The organism is Burkholderia ubonensis (genome assembly GCF_001718695.1).
GTDB lineage: Bacteria > Pseudomonadota > Gammaproteobacteria > Burkholderiales > Burkholderiaceae > Burkholderia > Burkholderia ubonensis_B.
Genome location: NZ_CP013422.1, coordinates 1713947 through 1735492, shown reverse-complemented (window position 1 = coordinate 1735492; position 21546 = coordinate 1713947). Strand labels below are relative to the sequence as shown.

Annotated in this window: 20 protein-coding genes and 1 pseudogene; 17 read left to right on the top strand and 4 right to left on the bottom strand. The window is 67.9% G+C overall.

Annotation, left to right across the window (positions count from 1 at the left end):
- Positions 1-10 precede the first annotated feature (10 nt).
- The 5 genes and pseudogenes from WJ35_RS27330 to WJ35_RS27310 all read left to right on the top strand — a co-directional run bounded on the left by WJ35_RS27330 (position 11) and on the right by WJ35_RS27310 (position 4642).
- Positions 11-940 (top strand): 3-keto-5-aminohexanoate cleavage protein, encoded by a 930-nt coding sequence (locus WJ35_RS27330; protein ID WP_059479984.1) that lies wholly within the window; start codon positions 11-13, stop codon positions 938-940.
- 79 nt (positions 941-1019) lie between these two features.
- On the top strand, positions 1020-1985 hold the full coding sequence (locus WJ35_RS27325) for an L-carnitine dehydrogenase (RefSeq protein ID WP_060232917.1): 966 nt from the start codon (positions 1020-1022) through the stop codon (positions 1983-1985).
- A 2-nt stretch (positions 1986-1987) separates the two neighbouring features.
- Complete coding sequence (locus WJ35_RS27320; RefSeq protein ID WP_060168845.1) at positions 1988-2470, top strand: thioesterase family protein; 483 nt, start codon at positions 1988-1990, stop codon at positions 2468-2470.
- Between the two features lie 15 nt (positions 2471-2485).
- Positions 2486-3423, top strand: a pseudogene (locus tag WJ35_RS27315) (alpha/beta hydrolase).
- A 22-nt stretch (positions 3424-3445) separates the two neighbouring features.
- Positions 3446-4642, top strand: coding sequence for a TauD/TfdA family dioxygenase (locus tag WJ35_RS27310; protein ID WP_069240432.1), 1197 nt, complete (start codon positions 3446-3448; stop codon positions 4640-4642).
- Between the two features lie 190 nt (positions 4643-4832).
- On the opposite strand, the gene WJ35_RS27305 is transcribed toward WJ35_RS27310, so the two are convergent.
- Both WJ35_RS27305 and WJ35_RS27300 read right to left on the bottom strand, forming a co-directional pair.
- Positions 4833-5135 (bottom strand): DUF4148 domain-containing protein, encoded by a 303-nt coding sequence (locus WJ35_RS27305; RefSeq protein WP_059588975.1) that lies wholly within the window; start codon positions 5133-5135, stop codon positions 4833-4835.
- 353 nt (positions 5136-5488) lie between these two features.
- Complete coding sequence (locus tag WJ35_RS27300) at positions 5489-5779, bottom strand: DUF3331 domain-containing protein (RefSeq protein ID WP_069240431.1); 291 nt, start codon at positions 5777-5779, stop codon at positions 5489-5491.
- A 661-nt stretch (positions 5780-6440) separates the two neighbouring features.
- Here WJ35_RS27300 and WJ35_RS27295 point away from each other — a divergent pair.
- The 9 genes from WJ35_RS27295 to WJ35_RS27255 all read left to right on the top strand — a co-directional run bounded on the left by WJ35_RS27295 (position 6441) and on the right by WJ35_RS27255 (position 15680).
- On the top strand, positions 6441-7205 hold the full coding sequence (locus WJ35_RS27295) for an SDR family oxidoreductase (protein WP_060232912.1): 765 nt from the start codon (positions 6441-6443) through the stop codon (positions 7203-7205).
- 67 nt (positions 7206-7272) lie between these two features.
- Positions 7273-8115, top strand: a complete 843-nt coding sequence (locus WJ35_RS27290) for an ureidoglycolate lyase (protein ID WP_045563822.1) — start codon at positions 7273-7275, stop codon at positions 8113-8115.
- Positions 8116-8153: 38 nt separating this feature from the next.
- A complete protein-coding gene (locus WJ35_RS27285; protein WP_069240430.1) occupies positions 8154-9431 on the top strand; it encodes an L-fuconate dehydratase in 1278 nt (425 codons plus the stop codon).
- Between the two features lie 39 nt (positions 9432-9470).
- Entirely contained in the window at positions 9471-10247 is a 777-nt protein-coding gene (locus WJ35_RS27280; protein WP_060232909.1) for an SDR family oxidoreductase, read from the top strand.
- A gap of 35 nt (positions 10248-10282) precedes the next feature.
- Positions 10283-11839: a sugar ABC transporter ATP-binding protein gene (locus WJ35_RS27275; protein WP_060232943.1), complete on the top strand. Its 1557-nt coding sequence runs from the start codon at positions 10283-10285 to the stop codon at positions 11837-11839.
- A gap of 21 nt (positions 11840-11860) precedes the next feature.
- On the top strand, positions 11861-12898 hold the full coding sequence (locus WJ35_RS27270; protein ID WP_060232941.1) for an ABC transporter permease: 1038 nt from the start codon (positions 11861-11863) through the stop codon (positions 12896-12898).
- 39 nt (positions 12899-12937) lie between these two features.
- Positions 12938-13879, top strand: a complete 942-nt coding sequence (locus WJ35_RS27265; RefSeq protein WP_069240429.1) for an ABC transporter substrate-binding protein — start codon at positions 12938-12940, stop codon at positions 13877-13879.
- A 63-nt stretch (positions 13880-13942) separates the two neighbouring features.
- A complete protein-coding gene (locus tag WJ35_RS27260; protein ID WP_069240428.1) occupies positions 13943-14815 on the top strand; it encodes an amidohydrolase family protein in 873 nt (290 codons plus the stop codon).
- 106 nt (positions 14816-14921) lie between these two features.
- A complete protein-coding gene (locus tag WJ35_RS27255) occupies positions 14922-15680 on the top strand; it encodes a FadR/GntR family transcriptional regulator (RefSeq protein WP_069240427.1) in 759 nt (252 codons plus the stop codon).
- Positions 15681-15696: 16 nt separating this feature from the next.
- Here the strand turns inward: WJ35_RS27255 and WJ35_RS27250 are convergent, their stop codons facing one another.
- The gene (locus WJ35_RS27250) at positions 15697-16938 is read right to left on the bottom strand and encodes an NAD(P)/FAD-dependent oxidoreductase (protein ID WP_069240426.1); all 1242 of its coding nucleotides are present in this window, start codon (positions 16936-16938) and stop codon (positions 15697-15699) included.
- Between the two features lie 392 nt (positions 16939-17330).
- Between WJ35_RS27250 and WJ35_RS27245 the strand changes: the two genes are divergently transcribed.
- Both WJ35_RS27245 and WJ35_RS27240 read left to right on the top strand, forming a co-directional pair.
- Positions 17331-18503, top strand: coding sequence for an XRE family transcriptional regulator (locus WJ35_RS27245; protein ID WP_011880729.1), 1173 nt, complete (start codon positions 17331-17333; stop codon positions 18501-18503).
- Positions 18500-18997: a PIN domain-containing protein gene (locus WJ35_RS27240; protein WP_011880728.1), complete on the top strand. Its 498-nt coding sequence runs from the start codon at positions 18500-18502 to the stop codon at positions 18995-18997. Before WJ35_RS27245 ends, WJ35_RS27240 begins: the two co-directional genes overlap by 4 nt.
- A 62-nt stretch (positions 18998-19059) precedes the next feature.
- Here WJ35_RS27240 and WJ35_RS27235 read toward each other — a convergent pair whose 3' ends face one another.
- Entirely contained in the window at positions 19060-19617 is a 558-nt protein-coding gene (locus tag WJ35_RS27235; RefSeq protein ID WP_060042505.1) for a hypothetical protein, read from the bottom strand.
- Between the two features lie 785 nt (positions 19618-20402).
- On the opposite strand from WJ35_RS27235, the gene WJ35_RS27230 reads away from it, so the two are divergent.
- A complete protein-coding gene (locus tag WJ35_RS27230; protein WP_069240655.1) occupies positions 20403-21527 on the top strand; it encodes a branched-chain amino acid ABC transporter substrate-binding protein in 1125 nt (374 codons plus the stop codon).
- Positions 21528-21546: the final 19 nt, after the last annotated feature.

Sequence of the window (21546 nt, the reverse complement as noted above, 5' to 3'; positions counted from 1 at the left end):
GGCAACCAGCATGAATCACGAAGTCATCGTGACGTGCGCCGTCACCGGCGCGGGCGATACGGTCGGCAAGCATCCGGCGATTCCGGTTACGCCGAAGGAGATCGCGGCCGCCGCGATCGAAGCGGCGAAGGCCGGCGCGACGGTCGCGCACTGCCATGTGCGCGATCCGCAGACGGGGCGCGGCAGCCGCGACCCGCGCCTGTATCGCGAGGTGGTCGACCGGATCCGCTCGGCGGACGTCGACGTCATCATCAACCTGACGGCCGGCATGGGCGGCGATCTCGAGATCGGCCCCGGCGAGGACCCGATGCGCTTCGGCAAGGGCACCGATCTCGTCGGCGGGCTCACGCGCCTCGTGCACGTCGAGGAACTGCTGCCGGAGATCTGCACGCTCGATTGCGGCACGCTGAATTTCGGCGACGGCGACTACATCTACGTATCGACGCCCGCGCAGCTGCGCGCCGGCGCGAAGCGCATCCAGGAGCTCGGCGTGAAGCCGGAGCTGGAGATCTTCGACACCGGGCATCTGTGGTTCGCGAAGCAGCTGCTGAAGGAAGGGCTGCTCGACGATCCGCCGCTGTTCCAGCTGTGCCTCGGCATTCCGTGGGGCGCGCCGGCCGACACCGGCACGATGAAGGCGATGGTCGACAACCTGCCGCCCGGCGCGCACTGGGCCGGCTTCGGGATCGGCCGCATGCAGATGCCGATGGTCGCGCAGGCGATGCTGCTCGGCGGCCACGTGCGGGTCGGCCTCGAGGACAACCTGTGGCTCGATCGCGGCGTGCATGCGAGCAACGGCACGCTCGTCGAGCGCGCGCGCGACATCGTCGAGCGTCTCGGCGGCCGCGTGCTGACGCCCGCCGAAGGGCGCCGCAAGCTCGGCCTGCCGGCGCGCGGCGAACGGCTGCTCGAACGCCGCGCGATCGCCGAGTTCGCCTGACCTTTCCATTGCAGGACGGCGGCGGCTTCGACGCGAAGCCCGCCGTCTCGCTTCACCCGATTTCAAGGATGCGTTCGACATGGCAGTGATCACCGACATCAAGACGTTCGCCGCGATCGGCACCGGCGTGATCGGCAGCGGGTGGGTCGCCCGCGCGCTCGCGCACGGCCTCGACGTGGTCGTATGGGACCCCGCGCTCGGCGCGGAACATCAGCTGCGCGCGAACGTCGCGAACGCGTGGCCCGCGCTCGAACGCGTCGGCCTCGCGCCGGGCGCCTCTCCCGCGCGCCTGCGCTTCGTCGCGACGATCGAGGAATGCGTCGCCGACGCCGACTTCATCCAGGAAAGCGCGCCCGAGCGCGAAGCGCTGAAGCTCGAACTGCACGAGCAGATCAGCCGCGCGGCGAAGCCGGACGCGATCATTGCATCGTCGACGTCCGGCCTCTTGCCGACGGATTTCTACGCGCGCGCGTCGTACCCGGAGCGCTGCGTCGTCGGCCATCCGTTCAATCCGGTGTACCTGCTGCCGCTCGTCGAGGTGCTCGGCGGCGCGCGCACCGCGCCCGAAGCGGTCGACGCCGCGATGGAGATCTACCGCACGCTCGGCATGCGGCCGCTGCACGTGCGCAAGGAAGTGCCCGGCTTCATCGCGGACCGGCTGCTCGAAGCGCTGTGGCGCGAGGCGCTGCATCTCGTCGACGAAGGCGTCGCGACGACCGGGGAGATCGACGATGCGATCCGCTTCGGCGCGGGCATCCGCTGGTCGTTCATGGGCACGTTCCTGACCTACACGCTCGCGGGCGGCGACGCGGGCATGCGACACTTCATGCGGCAGTTCGGCCCGGCGCTCGAATTGCCGTGGACGAAGCTCGTCGCGCCGCGGCTGACCGACGCGCTGATCGACCGCGTGGTCGACGGCACGGCCGAGCAGCAGGGCGCGCGCAGCATCAAGGAGCTCGAGCGCTATCGCGACGAGTGCATCACCGAAGTGCTGCGCGCGATCGCCGCGGTGAAGGCGCGGCACGGCATGCGATTCGAGGACTAGATATGACTACCCCGCTGACGATATACCGCGACGTCGTACGGCCCGAATGGGTCGATTACAACGGACACCTGCGCGATGCGTTCTACCTGCTGATCTTCAGCTTCGCGACCGATGCGCTGCTGGACCGGATCGGCCTCGACGACGCGGCGCGCCGGTCGCGGGGGCGCTCGGTCTACACGCTCGAGGCGCACGTCAACTATCTGCACGAGATCAAGGAGGGCGCCCGCGTGCGCGTCGATGCGCGCGTGGTCGCGCACGACGCGAAGCGGCTGCATCTGTATCTGGAGCTGTTCGCCGACGGGCGCGACGACGCGGTATCGGCGAGCGAGCAGATGCTGCTGCACGTCGATACGCGCGACGGCCCGAAGTCGGCGCCGTTCGACGACGACGTCGCCGCGCAGCTCGCCGCGCTGCACGCGTTGCAGCGCGATTGCCCGCCGCCCGCTTATGCGGGGCGCGTGATCGGCTTGCCGCCACGCCGCTAGCGCGGCGCGCGAACGATGCTCGAAACGGAAATCGCGGCGTTCGTCGCGGCGGTCGACGCGTGGTATCCGGCCGATGCGGCCACGCGTTCGCCGGCGGAGCAGCGGCGCATCTACGAACGTTTCGCGGCGGCGTGGACGCCTGCCGGGCTGCCGCCGGGAATCGTGCGGGACGACGGCGCGTGGCGCGCGCCGGACGGTCGTGTCATTGCACTGCGCCGCTACCGGCACGCGCACGCGGCGCCGCGCGGCACCGTGCTGTTCTTTCATGGCGGCGGCTTCGTCGTCGGCTCGCTCGACAGTCATGCGCTGATCACCGCGCGTCTCGCGGCCGACACGGGGCTCGCGGTGATCGCGGTCGATTACCGGCTCGCGCCCGAGCATCCGGCGCCGGCCGCGCTCGACGATTGCGTTGCCGTCGTCCGCGCGGCGTTTTCGCGGAGCGGTTGCCGTTCGGGCCGTGCGCGCGGCCGCTGACGCTCGCGGGCGACAGCGCGGGCGGCATGCTCGCCGCGGCCGTCGCGACGGCGCTGCGCGATGCGGGGGAGGGGGGCATCGACGGCGTCGCGCTCGTCTACCCGATGCTGGGCTTCGAGCCGCAGCCGCCGGCGCGCGATGCCGAAGCGCATGCGCCGATGCTGACGCTCGACGACGTCTATCGCTATCGCGCGCTGTACTGGAACGGCCAGTTGGACGGCCGGTCGGACGCGGCCGCGCCGCTCGACGCCGCGCGCTTCGACGGGTTGCCGCCGGTGCTCGCGATCGGCGCGGAGCACGACCCGTTGCGCGACGACGCGCGGGTCTACGTCGAGCGGATTCGCGCGGCAGGCGGTGCCGCGCGCTTCTGGTTGGGAACGGGGCTGGTGCACGGCTGCTGGCGCGCGCTCGACACGAGCCCGCAGGCGGCGCGGATGCACCGGATGGTCGGCGATTTCCTGCGCGCGCCGTGCGCGTAGCGTTCGATTCGAGGAGGCAACGATGCAGGCAGCACTATCGCGTATCGAGGACTGGCGGACGTTTTCCACCGACGTGACGATCGCGGCCGCGACGCTCGGCGACGCTCTGGTGAGCGTCGCGTGGAGCGACGGGCGCCGCTCGCCGTTTCATTTCGATTGGCTGCGCGACACCTGTTCGTGTCCGGCCTGCGTGCATGCGCAGACCCGCGAGCAGGTGTTCGAGATCGTCGACGCGCCCGACGCGCTCGCGGTGCGCGGCGTGCAGGTGGGCCACGACGGTGCGCTGCACGTCGAATGGCGCGACGGCCACCGCAGCGCGTGGCCGCCCGGCTGGCTCCGGGCGCACGCCTACGACGACGCGTCGCGCGCGGAGCGTCACGCGGCGCAGGGGCGACGTGTGTGGACCGGCGACGATCCGGACGCGATCGCGGTATTCGCGTGGCGCGACGTGATGCACGACGACGCGGCGCTGCGCGCGTGGCTCGGCGCGCTGCAGCGCACGGGACTGACGCTGGTCGAGGGCGTGCCGCCGGAGCGCGGGCGAGTGGACGAGATCGCGCGCCGGGTCGGGCTGGTGCGCGAGACCAATTTCGGCGCGCTGTTCGACGTCGAGTCGAAGCCGCGCCCGGACAGCAACGCGTACACGTCGATCAACCTGCCGCCGCATACCGACCTGCCGACCCGCGAATTGCAGCCGGGCGTGCAGTTCCTGCATTGCCTCGCGAACGACGCGACGGGCGGCGACAGCATTTTCATCGACGGCTTCGCGCTCGCCGCCGCGCTGCGCGACGCATATCCGGACGACTTCGCACTGCTCGCGGCGACGCCGTTCGAGTTCTGGAACAAGAGCGCGGCCAGCGACTATCGCTGCTCGGCGCCGGTGATCGGGCTGAACGCGCGCCGCGAGGTGATCGAGGTGCGCCACGCGAATTTCCTGCGCGGGCCGGTCGACGCGCCGGCCGCGTCGATGCCGGCGATCTACCGTGCGTACCGGCGCTTTCTCGCGCTGGCGCGCGAGCCGCGCCTTCGGGTACAGCGGCGGCTGCGCGCGGGCGACATGTGGGCGTTCGACAACCGGCGGGTGCTGCATGCGCGCACCGAGTTCGATCCGTCGACCGGACGCCGGCACCTGCAGGGCTGCTACGTCGATCGCGACGAGCTGCTGTCGCGGTGGCGCGTGTTGTCGCGAACGCTGGGCGCCGTGGCCGCGCCGCGTTGACGGCGCACGGCTTGGCCGCATCTACCTCGGCGGGGAAAAAGCGCCCGGACGCGAAGCGCCCGGGCGAAGCCACCTGTTGCCAGGCGGCGGAGGTATGCGTATCGCAAAACAAGACGAGCCCGCTTGACGGGCTCGTCCGGGTACTGCTTCAGCGCGCCAGGCGCTGTGCGCCCGCCGAGGGCGCGTCGGCTTACTGGCCGAAGAAGATCGAGTCGCGCGGGTTCGACGACGTCGCGGTGGCCGGGCTGCCTGCGCGGACGACCGGTGCGGCTTGCGCGCCGTAGCCGCTGTTGTCGGCGCCATGCACGCGCGCTTCGGCCGTCTGGATGTCCTGCGGGTAGTACGGGCTCGACACGCCCGGCTTGTAGCCGGCCTTCTCGAGCTGGACCAGCTCGTCGCGCACTTGCGCGCGGGTCACGGTGCTTTGCGCGAATGCGCCGAACGAAGCGGACAGGGCGGTAGCGGCAACGACTGCGGTGATGAGCGATTTCATGATGACCTCCGATGTTTTATTTGATTCGCTTGCGACACCATGTCTGCAGCGATTGGGTTGAATCTTAGTCACCGGGATCTTCAGGGTAAACGCTGATTTTGACGATAGATTGTTTCCTGATGAGTAACAGTGCGGCGCCGATCCAGCCTTTCATCGTGCTTTCGTTTCCGCCTGTGCAATGAGTCGCAGCGCGCCGCGACGTCACGTCGGCCGACTCGGCTGCATGCCGGCGCGACGCCCGTGCGTGCGGATACCCACGGCGTGCGCGTCGGATGACACAGGCAGCAGAGACGGGGAATCGGCGCGCCGCTTGCGCGTCGCGCAGCCGCCGACGTGGCGGCGCCGTCGCGCGCTTAGCGGTTGCCGGCCAGCGCGAGCACTTCGGCGGCGGAGATCATCGCGCCGGCGTTCGCGGGCGCCGGGCGTTCGGCGGGGCGAAACACTTCGTCGCCGCGCTGGATCGCCTGGCGCGACAGCGCGCAGGTGCCGGTGCGTTGCGCGAAGCGGCGGCGCCAGCGCTGTTCGCCGTAATGGCAGCGGCCCGGTTCGACCCAGCGGACGACGAGCAGCGTATCGGAACGTTCGAGGATTTCGACGTGAACGTCAGCGGGATCGAGCACAGGCAGGGATTTGGGAGACTTCATTTGCCGTTTCCTAAAGCTCGTGCGGTATCGGCGCCGGCAGTGGATGGCACTGGCCAAAGTCGATTCCGTAGCGGTTTCCAGTAGTGGTGCGCTAAATGTAAGCGTCTGTGACCAGAAAAAACATCCTGCTTCGTTCAAATTACCTTTTGCCGATTTAGAAACAATGAGGGCGCGTTTTCGGGTAAAACGCCCACGACAAAAGCGCCCCGGACTTAAACGTCCGGGGCGCGAAATCGGCCCGCGCCAACGTGCCCGCTCGCCCGGGCACGTCGGACCCCGCGGGGGACGGAGATGCCCGCCGCACTTGGCGGCGGACGCTGCGGTGGACCGGTAGGGCGCGGCCGACGACGCCATGATCCCGTGCGCGCCCGGTTGCCAGCCTGACGCGAACATGACTTTTTTGTCAGTTTCGTGCCGGCCGCACTCGCGGCGCGCGCGCGCCAATCGGCGCGAGCCGCATGCCTATTGGCGTTGCGGGCAATCGCGCGGCGCGGCGAAGGCTCGTTTCCCGACTTCTCCGCTGTTTGGCGACCGATTTTGTCGCTCGGGAAAACACTGAATCCCATGTTCGTGACAAATCCGGATTCTCTTCCTAAGATTGGTTGGACCTTTGGTCCTTTGTGCCAATCGGCCGGCTCGACCGGCTCTCCCGGAGGGGCTCATGAGATTGCAGGGCAAGCGTGCGCTCGTCACGGCGGCGGGGCAGGGTATCGGCCGCGCGACCGCGCTGCGGTTTGCGCGCGAGGGCGCCGACGTGCTGGCGACGGATATCGACGAAGCGTCGCTGGCGCGGCTCGCGGCCGATGCGCAGGGCGCGGGCGGCGCGCTGTCGACGCGGCGGCTCGACGTGACGAGCGCCCGTGACGTGGGCGAACTGGCGGCCGCGCAAGCCGCGTTCGACGTGCTGTTCAACTGCGCCGGCTACGTGCACCACGGCACGATCCTCGACTGCGACGAAGACGCGTGGGCGTTCTCGTGGAACCTGAACGTGACGTCGATGTACCGGTTGATCCGCGCGCTGCTGCCCGCGATGATCGCCGCGGGCGGCGCGTCGATCGTCAACATGGCGTCCGCCGCGTCGAGCGTGAAAGGCGTGCCGAACCGCTTCGTGTACGGCGCGACCAAGGCCGCGGTGATCGGCCTGACGAAGTCCGTCGCCGCGGATTTCGTCGAGCAGCGCATTCGCTGCAACGCGATCTGCCCCGGCACGATCGAGTCGCCGTCGCTGGAGGCGCGGATCGCGGAACAGGCGCGCGTGCGCCAGGTGTCGGCGGACGTGGTGCGCGACGCGTTCATCGCGCGCCAGCCGATGGGGCGCATCGGCCGCGCGGACGAAGTCGCCGCGCTCGCGCTGTACCTGGCGTCCGACGAATCGTCGTTCACGACCGGCGCGATCCATCTGATCGACGGCGGCTGGTCTAACTGACCGTGTCTAACCGACCGTGTCTAACTGACCGCACGTCGCAACCTTCACCTTCCTCATACCCGACGACATGAAACTGCTCCGATACGGCGCGAAGCATCATGAAAAACCCGGCCTGCTCGACGCGCAGGGCCGCCTGCGCGACCTGTCCGGCGTGGTCGACGACATCGCCGGCGACGTGCTGGCGCCCGCGTCGCTCGCGCGCCTCGCGGGCATCGACCCGGCGACGCTGCCGCTCGTCGGCGGCGCGCCGCGGCTCGGCGCGTGCGTCGGCCGGGTCGGCAAGTTCATCTGCATCGGGCTCAACTATTCCGACCACGCGGCCGAATCCGGAATGGAGGTGCCGAAGGAGCCGGTCGTGTTCGGCAAGTGGACGAGCGCGATCGCGGGGCCGAACGACGACGTCGAGATTCCGCGCGGTTCGGAGAAGACCGACTGGGAAGTCGAGCTCGGCGTCGTGATCGGCCGGGGCGGCCGCTACATCGACGAGGCCGACGCGCTGTCGCACGTCGCCGGCTACTGCGTCGTGAACGACGTGTCGGAGCGTGAATTCCAGCTCGAACGCGGCGGCACCTGGGACAAGGGCAAGGGCAGCGACACGTTCGGCCCGCTCGGGCCGTGGCTCGTGACGGCCGACGAGGTGCCCGACCCTCACGCGCTGCGGCTGTGGCTCGACGTCGACGGCCGGCGCTACCAGAACGGCTCGACCGCGACGATGATCTTCCGCGTGCCGTTCCTCGTCAGCTACCTGAGCCGCTTCATGAGCCTGCAGCCGGGCGACGTGATCTCGACCGGCACGCCGCCGGGCGTCGGGCTCGGGCAGAAGCCGCCCGTCTACCTGCGCGCGGGCCAGGTGATGACGCTCGGCATCGACGGGCTCGGCGAGCAGCGCCAGCGCACCGTGCAGGCCTGATTCCGTATTCACCGGACCCCTTTCTCGGATCGTTCGCCATGCCTATCATTCGATCGATGCGCGTCATCGACGTGCGCTTTCCGACCTCGCGCGCGCTCGACGGCTCCGACGCGATGAACCCGGACCCCGATTACTCGGCCGCCTACGTCGTGCTCGAGACCGATCGCGCGGGCCTCGAAGGGCACGGGCTCACGTTCACGATCGGGCGCGGCAACGAGATCTGCTGCGCGGCGATCGACGCGATGCGCCATCTCGTCGTCGGTCTCGACCTCGACTGGATTCGCGAGGACATGGGGCGGTTCTGGCGGCGCATGACGTCGGACAGCCAGCTGCGCTGGATCGGGCCGGACAAGGGCGCGATCCATCTCGCGACCGGCGCGGTCGTCAACGCGGTGTGGGACCTGTGGGCGAAGGTGGAAGGCAAGCCGCTGTGGCGGCTCGTCGCCGGCCTGTCGCCGGAGGCGCTCGTGCGCGCGATCGACTTCCGCTACCTGCGCGACTGCCTCACGCTGGACGAGGCGCTCGACCTGTTGCGCCGCCAGGCGCCGGGCAAGGCCGCGCGGATCGCGGCGCTCGAGCGTGACGGCTACCCTTGCTACACGACGTCCGCGGGCTGGCTCGGCTACGGCGACGACAAGCTGCGCCGCCTGTGCCGCGAAGCGGTCGACGCCGGGTTCGACCACGTGAAGCTGAAGGTCGGCGCGAACCTCGCGGACGACATCCGCCGCGTGACGATCGCGCGCGACGTGATCGGCCCCGACCGCAAGCTGATGATCGACGCGAACCAGGTATGGGAAGTCGACGAGGCGATCGACTGGGTGCATGCGCTCGCATTCGCGCGGCCGTGGTTCATCGAGGAGCCGACGAGCCCCGACGACGTCGAAGGACATCGCAAGATTCGCGAGGCGATCGCGCCGGTGCAGGTCGCGACCGGCGAGATGTGCCAGAACCGCGTGATGTTCAAGCAGTTCATCGCGCGCGGCGCGATCGACGTCGTGCAGATCGACGCGTGCCGGTTGGGCGGCGTCAACGAGATTCTCGCGGTGATGCTGATGGCCGCGAAATACGGGCTGCCGGTCTGCCCGCACGCGGGCGGCGTCGGGCTGTGCGAGTACGTGCAGCACCTGTCGATGATCGATTACGTGTGCATCTCCGGCACGAAGGAGGGGCGCGTGACCGAGTACGTCGATCATCTGCACGAGCATTTCGTCACGCCGTGCGTGGTGCGCGGCGCGGCCTACCTGCCGCCGACGGCGCCGGGCTTCTCGATCGAGATGAAGCCCGAATCGCTGGAGCAGTACCGCTTCCGGGGCTGACGCGGCACGCGGCGACAACAGGAACGACGGAGACGCAACGTGGACTTGAACCTGCAGCACAAGGTCGTGATCGTGACCGGCGGCGCGTCGGGCATCGGCGCCGCGATTTCGACGCGGCTCGCCGACGAGGGCGCGATTCCGGTGGTGTTCGCGCGCCACGCGCCGGACGACGCGTTCTGGCGCGACCTCCAGCGCCGGCAGGCGCGCGCGGCGTTCTTCGCGGTCGAGCTGCAGGACGACGCGCAGTGCCGCGCCGCGGTCGGGCAGGCCGTTGCGCGCTTCGGCCGGCTCGACGGCCTCGTGAACAACGCGGGCGTGAACGACCGTGTCGGCCTCGACGCGGGGCGCGACGCGTTCGTCGCGTCGCTCGAACGCAACCTGATCCACTACTACGTGATGGCGCATTACTGCGTGCCGCACCTGAAGGCGGCACGCGGCGCGATCGTCAACGTGTCGTCGAAGACGGCCGTCACGGGCCAGGGCGACACGAGCGGCTATTGCGCGGCGAAGGGCGCGCAGCTCGCGCTGACGCGCGAATGGGCGGCGTCGCTGCGCGACGACGGCGTGCGCGTCAATGCGGTGGTGCCCGCCGAAGTGATGACGCCGCTCTACCGGAACTGGATCGCCGGGTTCGACGATCCCGACGCGAAGCTCGCCGGGATCGCCGCCAGGATTCCGCTCGGCCGGCGCTTCACGACCGTCGACGAGATCGCCGACACGGCGGTGTTCCTGCTGTCGGCGCGCGCGTCGCACACGACCGGGCAATGGCTGTTCGTCGACGGCGGCTATACGCACCTCGACCGCGCGCTCGGCTGAACGGCGCGAACGTGGCCCGCACCCAGGACGCCGACATGCAACCCGACCCGACCCGGCAACCCACCCAGCCGCCGCATGCGCGCGCGCCGCTCGTCGAGCTGCGCGGCATCAGCAAGCGCTTCCCCGGCGTGCAGGCGCTCGACGACTGCCGCTTCGACCTGCGGGCGGGCGAGGTGCACGCGCTGATGGGCGAGAACGGCGCGGGCAAGTCGACGCTGATGAAGATCCTCGCGGGGATCTACGAGAAGGACGGCGGCGAGATCCTGCTGGACGGCCGCGCGGTCGACGTCGCCGAGCCGCGCGCCGCGCAGGCGCTCGGCATCGGCATCATCCATCAGGAACTGAACCTGATGAACCACCTGAGCGTCGCGCAGAACATCTTCATCGGGCGCGAGCCGCGCGGCCGGTTCGGCGCGTTCATCGACGAGGAGCGGCTGAACCGCGACGCCGCCGCGATCTTCGCGCGGATGCGGCTCGATCTCGACCCGCGCACGCAGGTCGGCCGGCTGACGGTCGCGCGCCAGCAGATGGTGGAGATCGCGAAGGCGTTGTCGTTCGACTCGCGCGTGCTGATCATGGACGAGCCGACCGCCGCGCTGAACGACGCGGAGATCGCCGAGCTGTTCCGGATCATCCGCGACCTGCGCGCGCACGGCGTGGGCATCGTCTATATCTCGCACCGGATGGACGAGCTGCGCCGGATCGCCGACCGCGTGACCGTGATGCGCGACGGCAGATACGTCGCGACCGTGCCGATGGCGGGCACGTCGATGGACGCGATCATCGCGATGATGGTCGGCCGCCAGCTCGACGCGCAGTTGCGCACGCCGCCCGACACGTCGGCCAACGACGTCGTGCTGGACGTGCGCGGCCTGTCGCGCGGCCGCGCGATCCGCGACGTCGGCTTCACGCTGCGGCGCGGCGAGATCCTCGGGTTCGCGGGCCTGATGGGCGCGGGCCGCACCGAGGTCGCGCGCGCGATCTTCGGCGCCGATCCCGTCGATGCGGGCGAGATCCGCGTGCACGGCGCGCGGGCGACGATCCGCACGCCGGCCGACGCGGTCGCGCACGGCATCGGCTATCTGTCGGAAGACCGCAAGCATTTCGGGCTCGCGGTCGGCATGGACGTGCAGAACAACATCGCGCTGTCGAGCCTGCGCCGCTTCGTGCGCCGCGGCGTGTTCCTCGACGCGCGCGCGATGCGCGACGCCGCGCATGCGTACGTGCGGCAGCTCGCGATCCGCACGCCGTCGGTCGCGCAGCCGGCGCGGCTGCTGTCGGGCGGCAACCAGCAGAAGATCGTGATCGCGAAATGGCTGCTGCGCGACTGCGACATCCTGTTCTTCGACGAGCCGACGCGCGGCATCGACGTCGGCGCGAAGAGCGAGATCTACAAGCTGCTCGATGCACTGGCGGCCGACGGCAAGGCGATCGTGATGATCTCGTCCGAGCTGCCCGAAGTGCTGCGCATGAGCCACCGCATCCTCGTCATGTGCGAAGGCCGCGTCACCGGCGAGCTGAGCGCGGCCGAGGCCACCCAGGAAAAGATCATGCAGCTCGCCACGCAGCGCGAGTCGACCGTCATCCCCTGAATCCGACGCTGACCGATGACCATGTCCAACGATACGCATCCCGTTCCTCCGATCGCCTCCGGCGACGCGCCGGCCGGCGTGTCCGGCTTGCGCGCACGCTTCTTCAACCCGGCCGCGCGGCAGCGGCTGCTGGCGTTCGCCAGCCTGCTGCTGCTGATCGCGTTCTTCAGCGTCGCATCGCCGAACTTTCTCGAAGTCGACAACCTCGTCACGATCCTGCAGGCGACCGCCGTCAACGGCGTGCTGGCGGTCGCGTGCACCTACGTGATCATCACGTCGGGCATCGACCTGTCGGTCGGCACGCTGATGACGTTCTGCGCGGTGATGACCGGCGTCGTGCTCACCTATTGGGGGATGCCGCTGCCGGTCGGGATCGTCGCCGCGCTCGGCTTCGGCGCGTTGTCCGGCTGCGTGTCGGGCATCGTGATCGCGAAGATGAAAGTGCCGCCGTTCATCGCGACGCTCGGCATGATGCTGCTGCTGAAGGGGCTGTCGCTGGTGATATCCGGCACGCGCCCGATCTACTTCAACGACACGCCGGGCTTCACGTCGATCGCGCAGGATTCGCTGATCGGCAGCCTGGTTCCGGCGCTGCCGATCCCGAACGCGGTGCTGATCCTGTTCCTGGTCGCGACCGGCGCGTCGGTCGTGCTGAACAAGACGATCTTCGGCCGCTATGCGTTCGCGCTCGGCAGCAACGAGGAGGCGCTGCGGCTGTCGGGCGTGAAGGTCGACGCGTGGAAGATCGGCGTCTATACGTTCAGCGGCGCCGTGTGCGGGATCGCCGGCCTCTTGATCGCATCGCGCCTGAACTCCGCGCAGCCCGCGCTCGGCCAGGGCTACGAGCTCGACGCGATCGCGGCGGTCGTGATCGGCGGCACGTCGCTGTCGGGCGGCGCGGGCAGCATACTCGGCACCATCATCGGCGCGTTCATCATGAGCGTGCTGACCAACGGCCTGCGCATCATGTCGGTCGCGCAGGAATGGCAGACGGTCGTGACCGGCGTGATCATCATCCTGGCCGTCTACCTCGACATCCTGCGCCGGCGGCGCCGTTGACCCGACGCGCGATACCGCAATACGACAAGGAGACGCGAAGTGATCAGGAACCCGCTGTTGAACGCGATCGTCGGCGTGACGTTCGCCGTCGGCCTCACGGCCGCCGCGCACGCGCAGGAAGCCTACATCCCGCTGATCTCGAAGGGCTTCCAGCACCAGTTCTGGCAGGCCGTGAAATCAGGCGCGGTGCAGGCGGCGAAGGACTATCACGTGAAGGTGACGTTCGAGGGCCCCGAGACCGAGGCGATGATCGACAAGCAGATCGACATGCTGTCGGCCGCGATCGCGAAGAAGCCGGCCGCGCTCGGCTTCGCGGCGCTCGACAGCAAGGCCGCGCTGCCGCTGCTGAAGAAGGCGCAGGCCGAGAAGATTCCGGTGGTCGCGTTCGACTCCGGCGTCGACAGCGACATTCCGGTGACCACCGCGGCCACCAACAACAAGGCCGCCGCATCGCTCGCGGCGGACAAGCTCGCCGAGCTGATCGGCAAGGAAGGCGAGGTCGCGGTCGTCGCGCACGACCAGACGAGCCGCACCGGCGTCGATCGGCGCGACGGCTTCGTCGAGCGGATGAAGTCCGCCTATCCGAAGATCCGGATCGTGACCGTGCAGTACGGCGAAGGCGACCAGCTCAAGTCGACCGAGGTCACGAAGTCGATCCTGCAGGCGTATCCGAAGCTCAAGGGGATCTTCGGCACCAACGAAGGATCGGCGATCGGCGTCGTCAACGGCGTGCGGGAGATGAAGCGCAAGGTCGTGATCGTCGGCTACGATTCCGGCAAGCAGCAGAAGGACGCGATCCGCAGCGGGCTGATGGCCGGCGCGATCACGCAGAACCCGGTCGGCATCGGCTACAGGACCGTCGAGGCGGCCGTGAAGGCGACCAAGGGCGAGAAGCTGCCGAAGATCATCGATACCGGCTTCTATTGGTACGACAAGACCAACATCGACGATCCGAAGATCACGGCGGTGCTGTACGACTGAGCGTCATGCGGCGCGCGGCGATGCTGCGCGCGGCGACGACGCGAGGTGAAGCACGAGGACACCATGAGCGCAGTGCGTATCGATTCCCATCAGCACTTCTGGCGCTACCGCGCGGAACACTACCCGTGGATCGGCGCGGGCATGGACGCGCTCGCCCGCGACTACCTGCCCGCTGCGCTGTGGCCGCAGATGCACGCGCATGCGCTCGCTGCGTCGATCGCGGTGCAGGCGCGCGCCGGACGCGACGAGACCGCGTTCCTGCTCGGCCTCGCGCGCGGCGACGCGCGCATCGCGGGCGTCGTCGGCTGGGAGGATATCGGTTCCCCGCGGCTTGCGGACCACGTGGCCGAGTGGGGGCGAGAGAAGCTGCTCGGTTTTCGCCATCAGGTCCAGGATGAAGGCGACGTTGCCGCGTTCGTCTCCCGGCCCGCGTTCGAGCGCGGCATCGCGTGGCTGCAGGCGCAGCGCTACGTGTATGACGTGCTGGTGTTCCAGCGCCAGTTGTCCGACGTGCGCGCGTTCTGCTCACGCCATGATGCGCACTGGCTCGTGCTCGATCATCTCGGCAAGCCCGCGCTCGCCGAATTCGATCGCGACGAAACGGCCTTCCCGCGCTGGCGCGACGCATTGCGCGCGCTGGGCGCGCTGCCGCACGTCGCGTGCAAGCTGTCCGGGCTCGTGACGGAAGCGGACTGGGCGCACGGGCTGCGGCCGCGGGACTTCGGCCACATCGAGCGTTGCCTCGATGCCGCGCTGGAGGTCTTCGGTCCGCAGCGCCTGATGTTCGGTTCCGATTGGCCCGTGTGCCTGCTGGCGGCTTCGTATGACCAGGTCGTCGCGCTGATCGAGCGATGGGCGGCGACGCGCTTGTCGGAGGATGAGCAGCGCGCGGTGTGGGGCGGCACGGCGGCGCGTTGCTACGGGGTGGCGGCGTGACGCGCGGCCTCGATGCCGGCATATAGAATTACAGAATTACGATAGCGTTTGCGGCCCGGGAATGTGTCCCCGCCGCGCCACCCAAACCGACGACCCGCTTCAGCGTATGTCCATCCAGCCGATTCAGAACCGCCGCCTTTACCAGCAGATCGCCGACCGGCTGAGCGCGATGATCGCGTCCGGCGATTTTCCGCCGGGCAGCTATCTGCCGCCCGAGCGCGAGCTGGCCGAGCAGTTCGGCGTGTCGCGCACGTCGGTGCGCGAGGCGCTGATCGCGCTCGAGGTGAGCGGGCTCGTCAGCGTGCGCGTCGGCGACGGCGTGAAGGTCCGCCATCCCGAAGCGGCCGTGCCGGCGTCCGAACGGAGCGCACCGCCCGGCGCGCTCGCGGTGATCGAGATCGACCCCGAGCTCGGCATCGCGCTCGATCTCGATACGGAAATCCCGCCGTTCGCGTTGCTGCAGGCGCGCCGGCTGATCGAGCCGGAGGCTGCGGCGCTGGCCGCGACGCACGGGTCGGACGCGCAGATCGCCGGCATCCACGAGGCCTTCCTGCGCAACGAGGAAGACAACCGCAGCGGCTCGCGCACGCATCCCGGCGACCGCCTGTTCCATATCCGGATCGCCGAAGCGAGCGACAACCCGGCCTATGCGCTGATGATCAAGCAACTGCTCGCGCACAAGTACGATCCGATGTTCCAGCGGCTGCAGTCGCTCTACATGCCGAGCGACATGCCGCGCCGTTCGGAGCGCGAGCACCGCGCGATTCTCGATGCGATTCGCGCGCGCGACGCGGACGCCGCGCGGCGCGCGATGGCCGAGCATCTGGACGAAGTGATCGAGATCTTCGGCCGCGCGCTCGACTGAGCGCAGGCCGCCGGCGTCAGAAGCGGTCGGCGCGATACGGCGACGGGTCGGTGAAGGGCGTCTCGCCGGTCATCATTTCCGCGAGCAGGCGGCCCGTGACGGGGCCGAGCGTCAGCCCGTGATGGTTGTGGCCGAACGCGAACCACAGCCCGCGATGCGCGGGGGCGGGGCCGATCACCGGCCGCATGTCCGGCGTGCACGGCCGGAAGCCGAGCCACGGCTGCGGATCGAGCCGCTCGCCGAAGCCGAACAGCGGGCGCGCGAGCCGTTCCGCGCGGTCGAGCTGCACGCCGGTCGGCGGCAAGTGGCGGCGCGCGATCTCGACGCCGGTCGTCAGGCGCAGCCCGCGCTGCATCGGCGCGATCACGTAGCCGTATTCGCGATCGACGATCGGCGCGGACGGCACGCCGCGCGCCGATGGCGCGTAGTGCATGTGATAGCCGCGCTTCTCGCGCAGCGGAATCCGATAGCCGAATTTCCCGAACACGGTGTCCGACCACGGGCCGAGCGCGACGACGACCGCCGGCGCGGCGATCTTGCCCTGGTCGGTCATGACCTGCCAGCCGGGCGACAGCGCGTCGAGGCTCGTGGCGTCGCCGTGCAGCAGCGTGCCGCCGCTTTGCTCGAAGAGTTGTGCATATGCTTTGACGAGGCCGGCGGGATCGGCGACGCTTTTCGGGTCGAGCCAGTGCAGCGCGCCGCAGAAGCCCGGCGCGAGGCTCGGTTCCTGTGCGAGCAGCGCCGCCGCGTCGAGCGGCGTCACGGCGAGCCCGTGGCGGCGCGCGGTGAGCTGCGCTTCGGCGATGCCGCGCTGGAGGGCGGCGGGCGAGCGGAATGCTTCGAGCCAGCCGCTCGCGCGCACCAGCGCGTGGGCGCCCGCGCGCGCGATCAATGCGTCGTGCTCGACGATGCAGCGCTCGATCAGCGGCAGCATGTCGCGCGCGGCCGCCGCGTGGCGGTGCGGCGCGGATTCCCACCAGAAGCGCGCGAGCCATGGCGCGAACGCGGGCAGCGACGCGCCGTGCCAGTAGAGGTCGGTCGAGCGGTTCAACGCGTAGCGCAGCAGCGTGAACGGGCTGCGCGGGAACGGGTAGGGCTCGACGGACGAGCGCTCGATCAGCCCCGCGTTGCCGAAGCTCGTGCCTTCGCCCGGCGCGCCGCGGTCGACGAGTGCGACCTTGCGGCCGCGATCCTGCAGGTGCAGCGCGGCGGAGACGCCGACGATGCCTGCGCCTAGAACGATGACGTCGAAATCCATTCGGTAGTGGTGGTGGCGGTTGAAGTCGCTGATCGGCCAACTTGGCGGACGAGGCCGGATGCCGGATAACGCATCGGCATGTGGCTGCTCGTTAGCATACCCGCTCTGCCGTTCGCTTCGCAAAGCCTGGATGTGGTCTGCCGGGCGCGTCGTCAAGATCGGCGACATTTCCTGCGCAGCTCTCGAGCAAAGGATCGGCCGGAATCAGGCGGTTGCGATCTTGCGTCGGCGCGGTAACCCCATGAATTAGAATGAATTCGACGTACTGGTGAGGGCGATGTTGCGGCGCGCGCCCGGAGCGAATTGCGTAGCATGTGCGTGGCGAGTGACGCATCTATCTATCATGTGCCGATGGTGGATGGTGGCCCTTTTGAATCGATAGAGAAACTGGGATGAAACGAGAACCCGTTGAAGGCGTGCAGGCCGAGGTGTTGCGCTGGGCAAGAGAGACGGTCGGACTGTCGCTCGACGAGGTGGCGATCATGCTGCGCGTCCCCGCTGCCGAGGTTGCCGACTGGGAGGCCGGCGCCGGGGCGCCGACCTACGCTCAACTCGAGAAGCTCGCGTATCAAGTTTTCAAGAGGCCGCTCGCCGTCTTCTTTCTTCCGGCTCCGCCCGACGAGAAAGTACCCCAGAGCGAATTTCGGACGCTCCCGGAAGCCGACATGCGATCGCTTGCACGCGACACGTATCTGCAGATCCGGCAGGCTCAGGCATTTCAGCTCTCGCTCGGGGAGGTGTTCGGCGGGCGCAACCCGGCAGCCCGGATGATCTGGAAGTCGTCGTCGCTGTCACTATCGGAGCCCGTATCCAGGCAGGCCGCCAGGGTTCGCGATGCGCTCGGTATCACGCTAGATGAACAAGCGTCGTGGCGCAATGATGAACTCGCTCTCAAGCAATGGCGCAAGGCCGTTGAGGAAGCGGGTATTTTTGTTTTCAAGTCGGCATTCAGGCAGCGTGAAATCTCGGGCTTTTGCTTGATGGACGACGCATTTCCGATCATCTATCTGAACAACAGTACGACCAAGACGCGTCAAATATTCAGCCTCATGCATGAATTGGCGCACTTGCTCCTGAACATGAATGGCCTGAGCAAGCTCGATTCCGGTTATATCGATGCGCTTCCCCAAGCCGAAAGGAAAATCGAGCGATTCTGCAATGCCATCGCGGCGGAGATACTGATTCCGCACGCCGTATTCGACCGTCTTGCGGCAACGCTTCCTGCCAATGTCGAGTCTGTGTCCGAGGAAGCGTTTGCCGAACTGGCCGGCTATTTCGGCGTGAGCCGCGAGGCCGTGCTGCGGCGCTTGCTGGATCAGGGACGAGTCAGTCCGGCTTTCTACAGGAGCAAGGCTGCGATGTGGTCGGCGCAGCGCAGAGATACGGCCGGCGGTAGCTACTATGCGAACCAGGGTGCATATCTGAGCGATCGATTCGCGCGGGAAGTCGTCGGTCGCCACTACCGGCACCAGATCACGCTCGAGCAGGCGGCGGATTTTCTCGGTATCAAGCCGAAAAGCTTCGCCGGATTTGAAGAGCATGTTCTTCATGGGGCCGGTGCATGATCTATGTCTTCGATACCAGCTCCATTCGATCATTGCAGCATTTCTATCCGCGCGTGTTCCGCAGTATCTGGGATGGTATCGAGAAACTCGTAAGCCAGCGGCGCTTGATTTCGACGAGAGAAGTGTTGAACGAAATCGAACGACAGGCCGTGAGCGCTGATGTGTCGGCGTGGGTGAAAGGCAACCGATCCGTATTCACGACGCCGACCGTGGACGAACTCCGATTCGTCGCAGCGATTTTGCGCATCAAGCACTTTCAGGCATTGATCGGGCAGCAGCAACGTCTCAAGGGCACGCCGGTCGCCGATCCGTTCGTCATAGCGTGCGCCAGGGTGCGCCGGGGAACGGTCGTGACCGAAGAGGGGTGGCAGCGTGCGGGCGCCGGCTTGGTGCCGAAGCCGCACGCCGCGAAGATTCCCAACGTATGCGCCCATTTCGAGATTCCGTGTATCGATCTCGAGGAGTTCATGCACCAGCAGGATTGGCAGTTCTGATCTGCCGGGCGACGGTGGCACAGGATGCCTGACGGCAACTGCTACCCCACCACAGCCCCCCATCACCTCCCGATATTGCAAACCGACCGCGACGTCCCCGCGCCGCGCGTAACCACGCAACGCGAGCGCGCACCGTTGTCGTAGAACAACGCACGCGGCGGCGGTGGCAGCACAGCCGAATTGAACCGGTTCGACGCGTCGGGCACGTAGAGGAATGGATTCGGCGCGCCGATGGAGTAGTGCGGTACATCGACGGGCCGCTGCTCGTCGGCCCACAGATGTTCGTTCCGGCGCTGCTCGCGCTGTTCGATCTCCGACAGCACGCGACCGAGGCCGCCGCCCGTCGAAGGCTGCGGCTCGAGCTTGTCCCCCGACACACGCAATGCACGCGTATCGCGCGTATCGAACGGGCTGCGCTTGAGCGGCACCGCTTCCTTCTCGCGTCGTTTCGCGCGAACCGGGCGGACGTCGTTCCGGGCTGCGGCGCGACGTTCCGAATGAAACAGATTGGTATTGCCCGAACCGTCGATCAGCGAATCGCGACTCGAAGCGTCGGCAGCACCGAGCGAAAGCGCGCACGCAATGGTGGCGGCGGAAGAAAAACGAAGAGGATGATGCATCGGGCCCTCCGGCAGGTGACATGCAACGAGAAAAACGGCAGATCACTGGCTGGCTGCGGTGCGACAGGGGGCGCGACAGGGGCGCGTCAAACGACGTGCAGGAGGGCTGGCTGGATTGCGGTTGCGAGTTCGAATTATTTCACAGATATAACAATATGCTTTCGCGGCGCATGAAATCGTCAGCATAAAGAAGGAAATCGCGCGATCCGCTCGCGCCCCACGCCGGTGCGTTCGCCCGAATCCTCTGTTGAATACCTGCCGCGGCATACAGCCGTGCACGACTTCCGAATCACGCGTCATGCCTCCCGATCTCGCCGAACGCGTTGTCCAGCAAGGCTTCATCGTGCAGAGAGCTTCAAAATCGCAACCCGATTGCACCGGCCACCAACCTCACGACCGTCACCCAGTTGCTCCCAGATCGCCACCGCCGCCGCCCGAGGTTTCTCCGTGTTTTCCCTCATAGGAGCCGCATTTTTGACAGACGTTTCAAAAACGCCCATATAATTTCGGCTGCCTTGCCAACGGCTGTCGGACCATCCATCCGGCGAGCGCTTTGGCAAGCGGGGCAGGCGAAACGCTTGCGCAATGCAAGACGCATCACGATGTCTTTCCGAACCAGACGTCCCCTTGGGGACTGCAAGAGCCGGGCCCCGCTACGCATCATTCCACCGCAGGTCCGTCTTCATGTGTCTCGGGCGTGTCCCATGTCCTCGCCCCGGGTGCTGTTCGATTGCGCAAGTCATGCCGCCTTTGCCCGTATGACTAACAACATCGAGGAGCTCCTGATGACGCTGTCCCGTCTTACGTCCATCTCCGTCGCCGCCGTGCTGTTCGCCGCCGGTGCCGCCGCCGCGCAAGCGGAAACCGTGAAGATCGCCATCGCCGGGCCGATGAGCGGCTCGGTCGCCCAGTACGGCGACATGGTGAAGGCCGGCGCACTGACCGCGATCGAGCAGATCAACGCGGCGGGCGGCGCGGGCGGCAACAAGTTCGAAGTGGTGATGATGGACGACGCGTGCGAGCCGAAGCAGGCCGTCGCGGTCGCGAACAAGATCGTCAGCCAGAAGATCAAGTACGTGATCGGCCACGTGTGCTCGGGTTCGACGATTCCCGCGTCCGACATCTACGAGAACGAAGGCATCGTGATGGTCACGCCGTCGGCCACCGCGCCGCAGCTGACCGAAGGCAAGAAGCGCCACTTCATCTTCCGCACGATCGGCCGCGACGACCAGCAAGGCCCGGCGGCGGCGAAGTACATCATCACGCAAGTGAAGCCGAAGAAGGTCGCGGTGCTGCACGACAAGCAGTCGTACGGCCAGGGCATCGCATCGTCGGTGAAGAAGGACCTCGAAGCCGCGAAGATCCCGGTCGTGCTGTTCGAAGGCATCAACGCCGGCGATTCGGACTACTCGGCGATCATCACGAAGCTGAAGTCGCAAGGCGTCGATTTCGTCTACTTCGGCGGCTACCACCCGGAAATGGGCCTGCTGATGCGCCAGGCGCGCGAGCAGGGCGTGAAGGCCACCTTCATGGGGCCTGAGGGCGTCGGCAACAAGGACGTGACGGCGATCGCCGGCCCGTCGTCGGAAGGCATGCTCGTCACGCTGCCGGCCGATTTCACGGCCGACCCGGCCAACGCATCGCTCGTGAAGGCGTTCGCCGACAAGAAGCGCGACGCGAACGGCCCGTTCCAGATGCCGGCATACGCAGCGGTGAAGATCATCGCCGACGGGATCGCCGGAGCGAAGTCGACCGACCCGACGAAGGTCGCCGCGTACCTGCACAAGACGACGTTCGACACGCCGATCGGCAAGGTCGCGTACGACGCGCAGGGTGACCTGAAGGCGTTCAAGTTCGTCGTCTACACGTGGCACAAGGACGCGACCAAGACGGTGGTCGCCGCCAACTAAACGGAGTACCCGCCCGCGC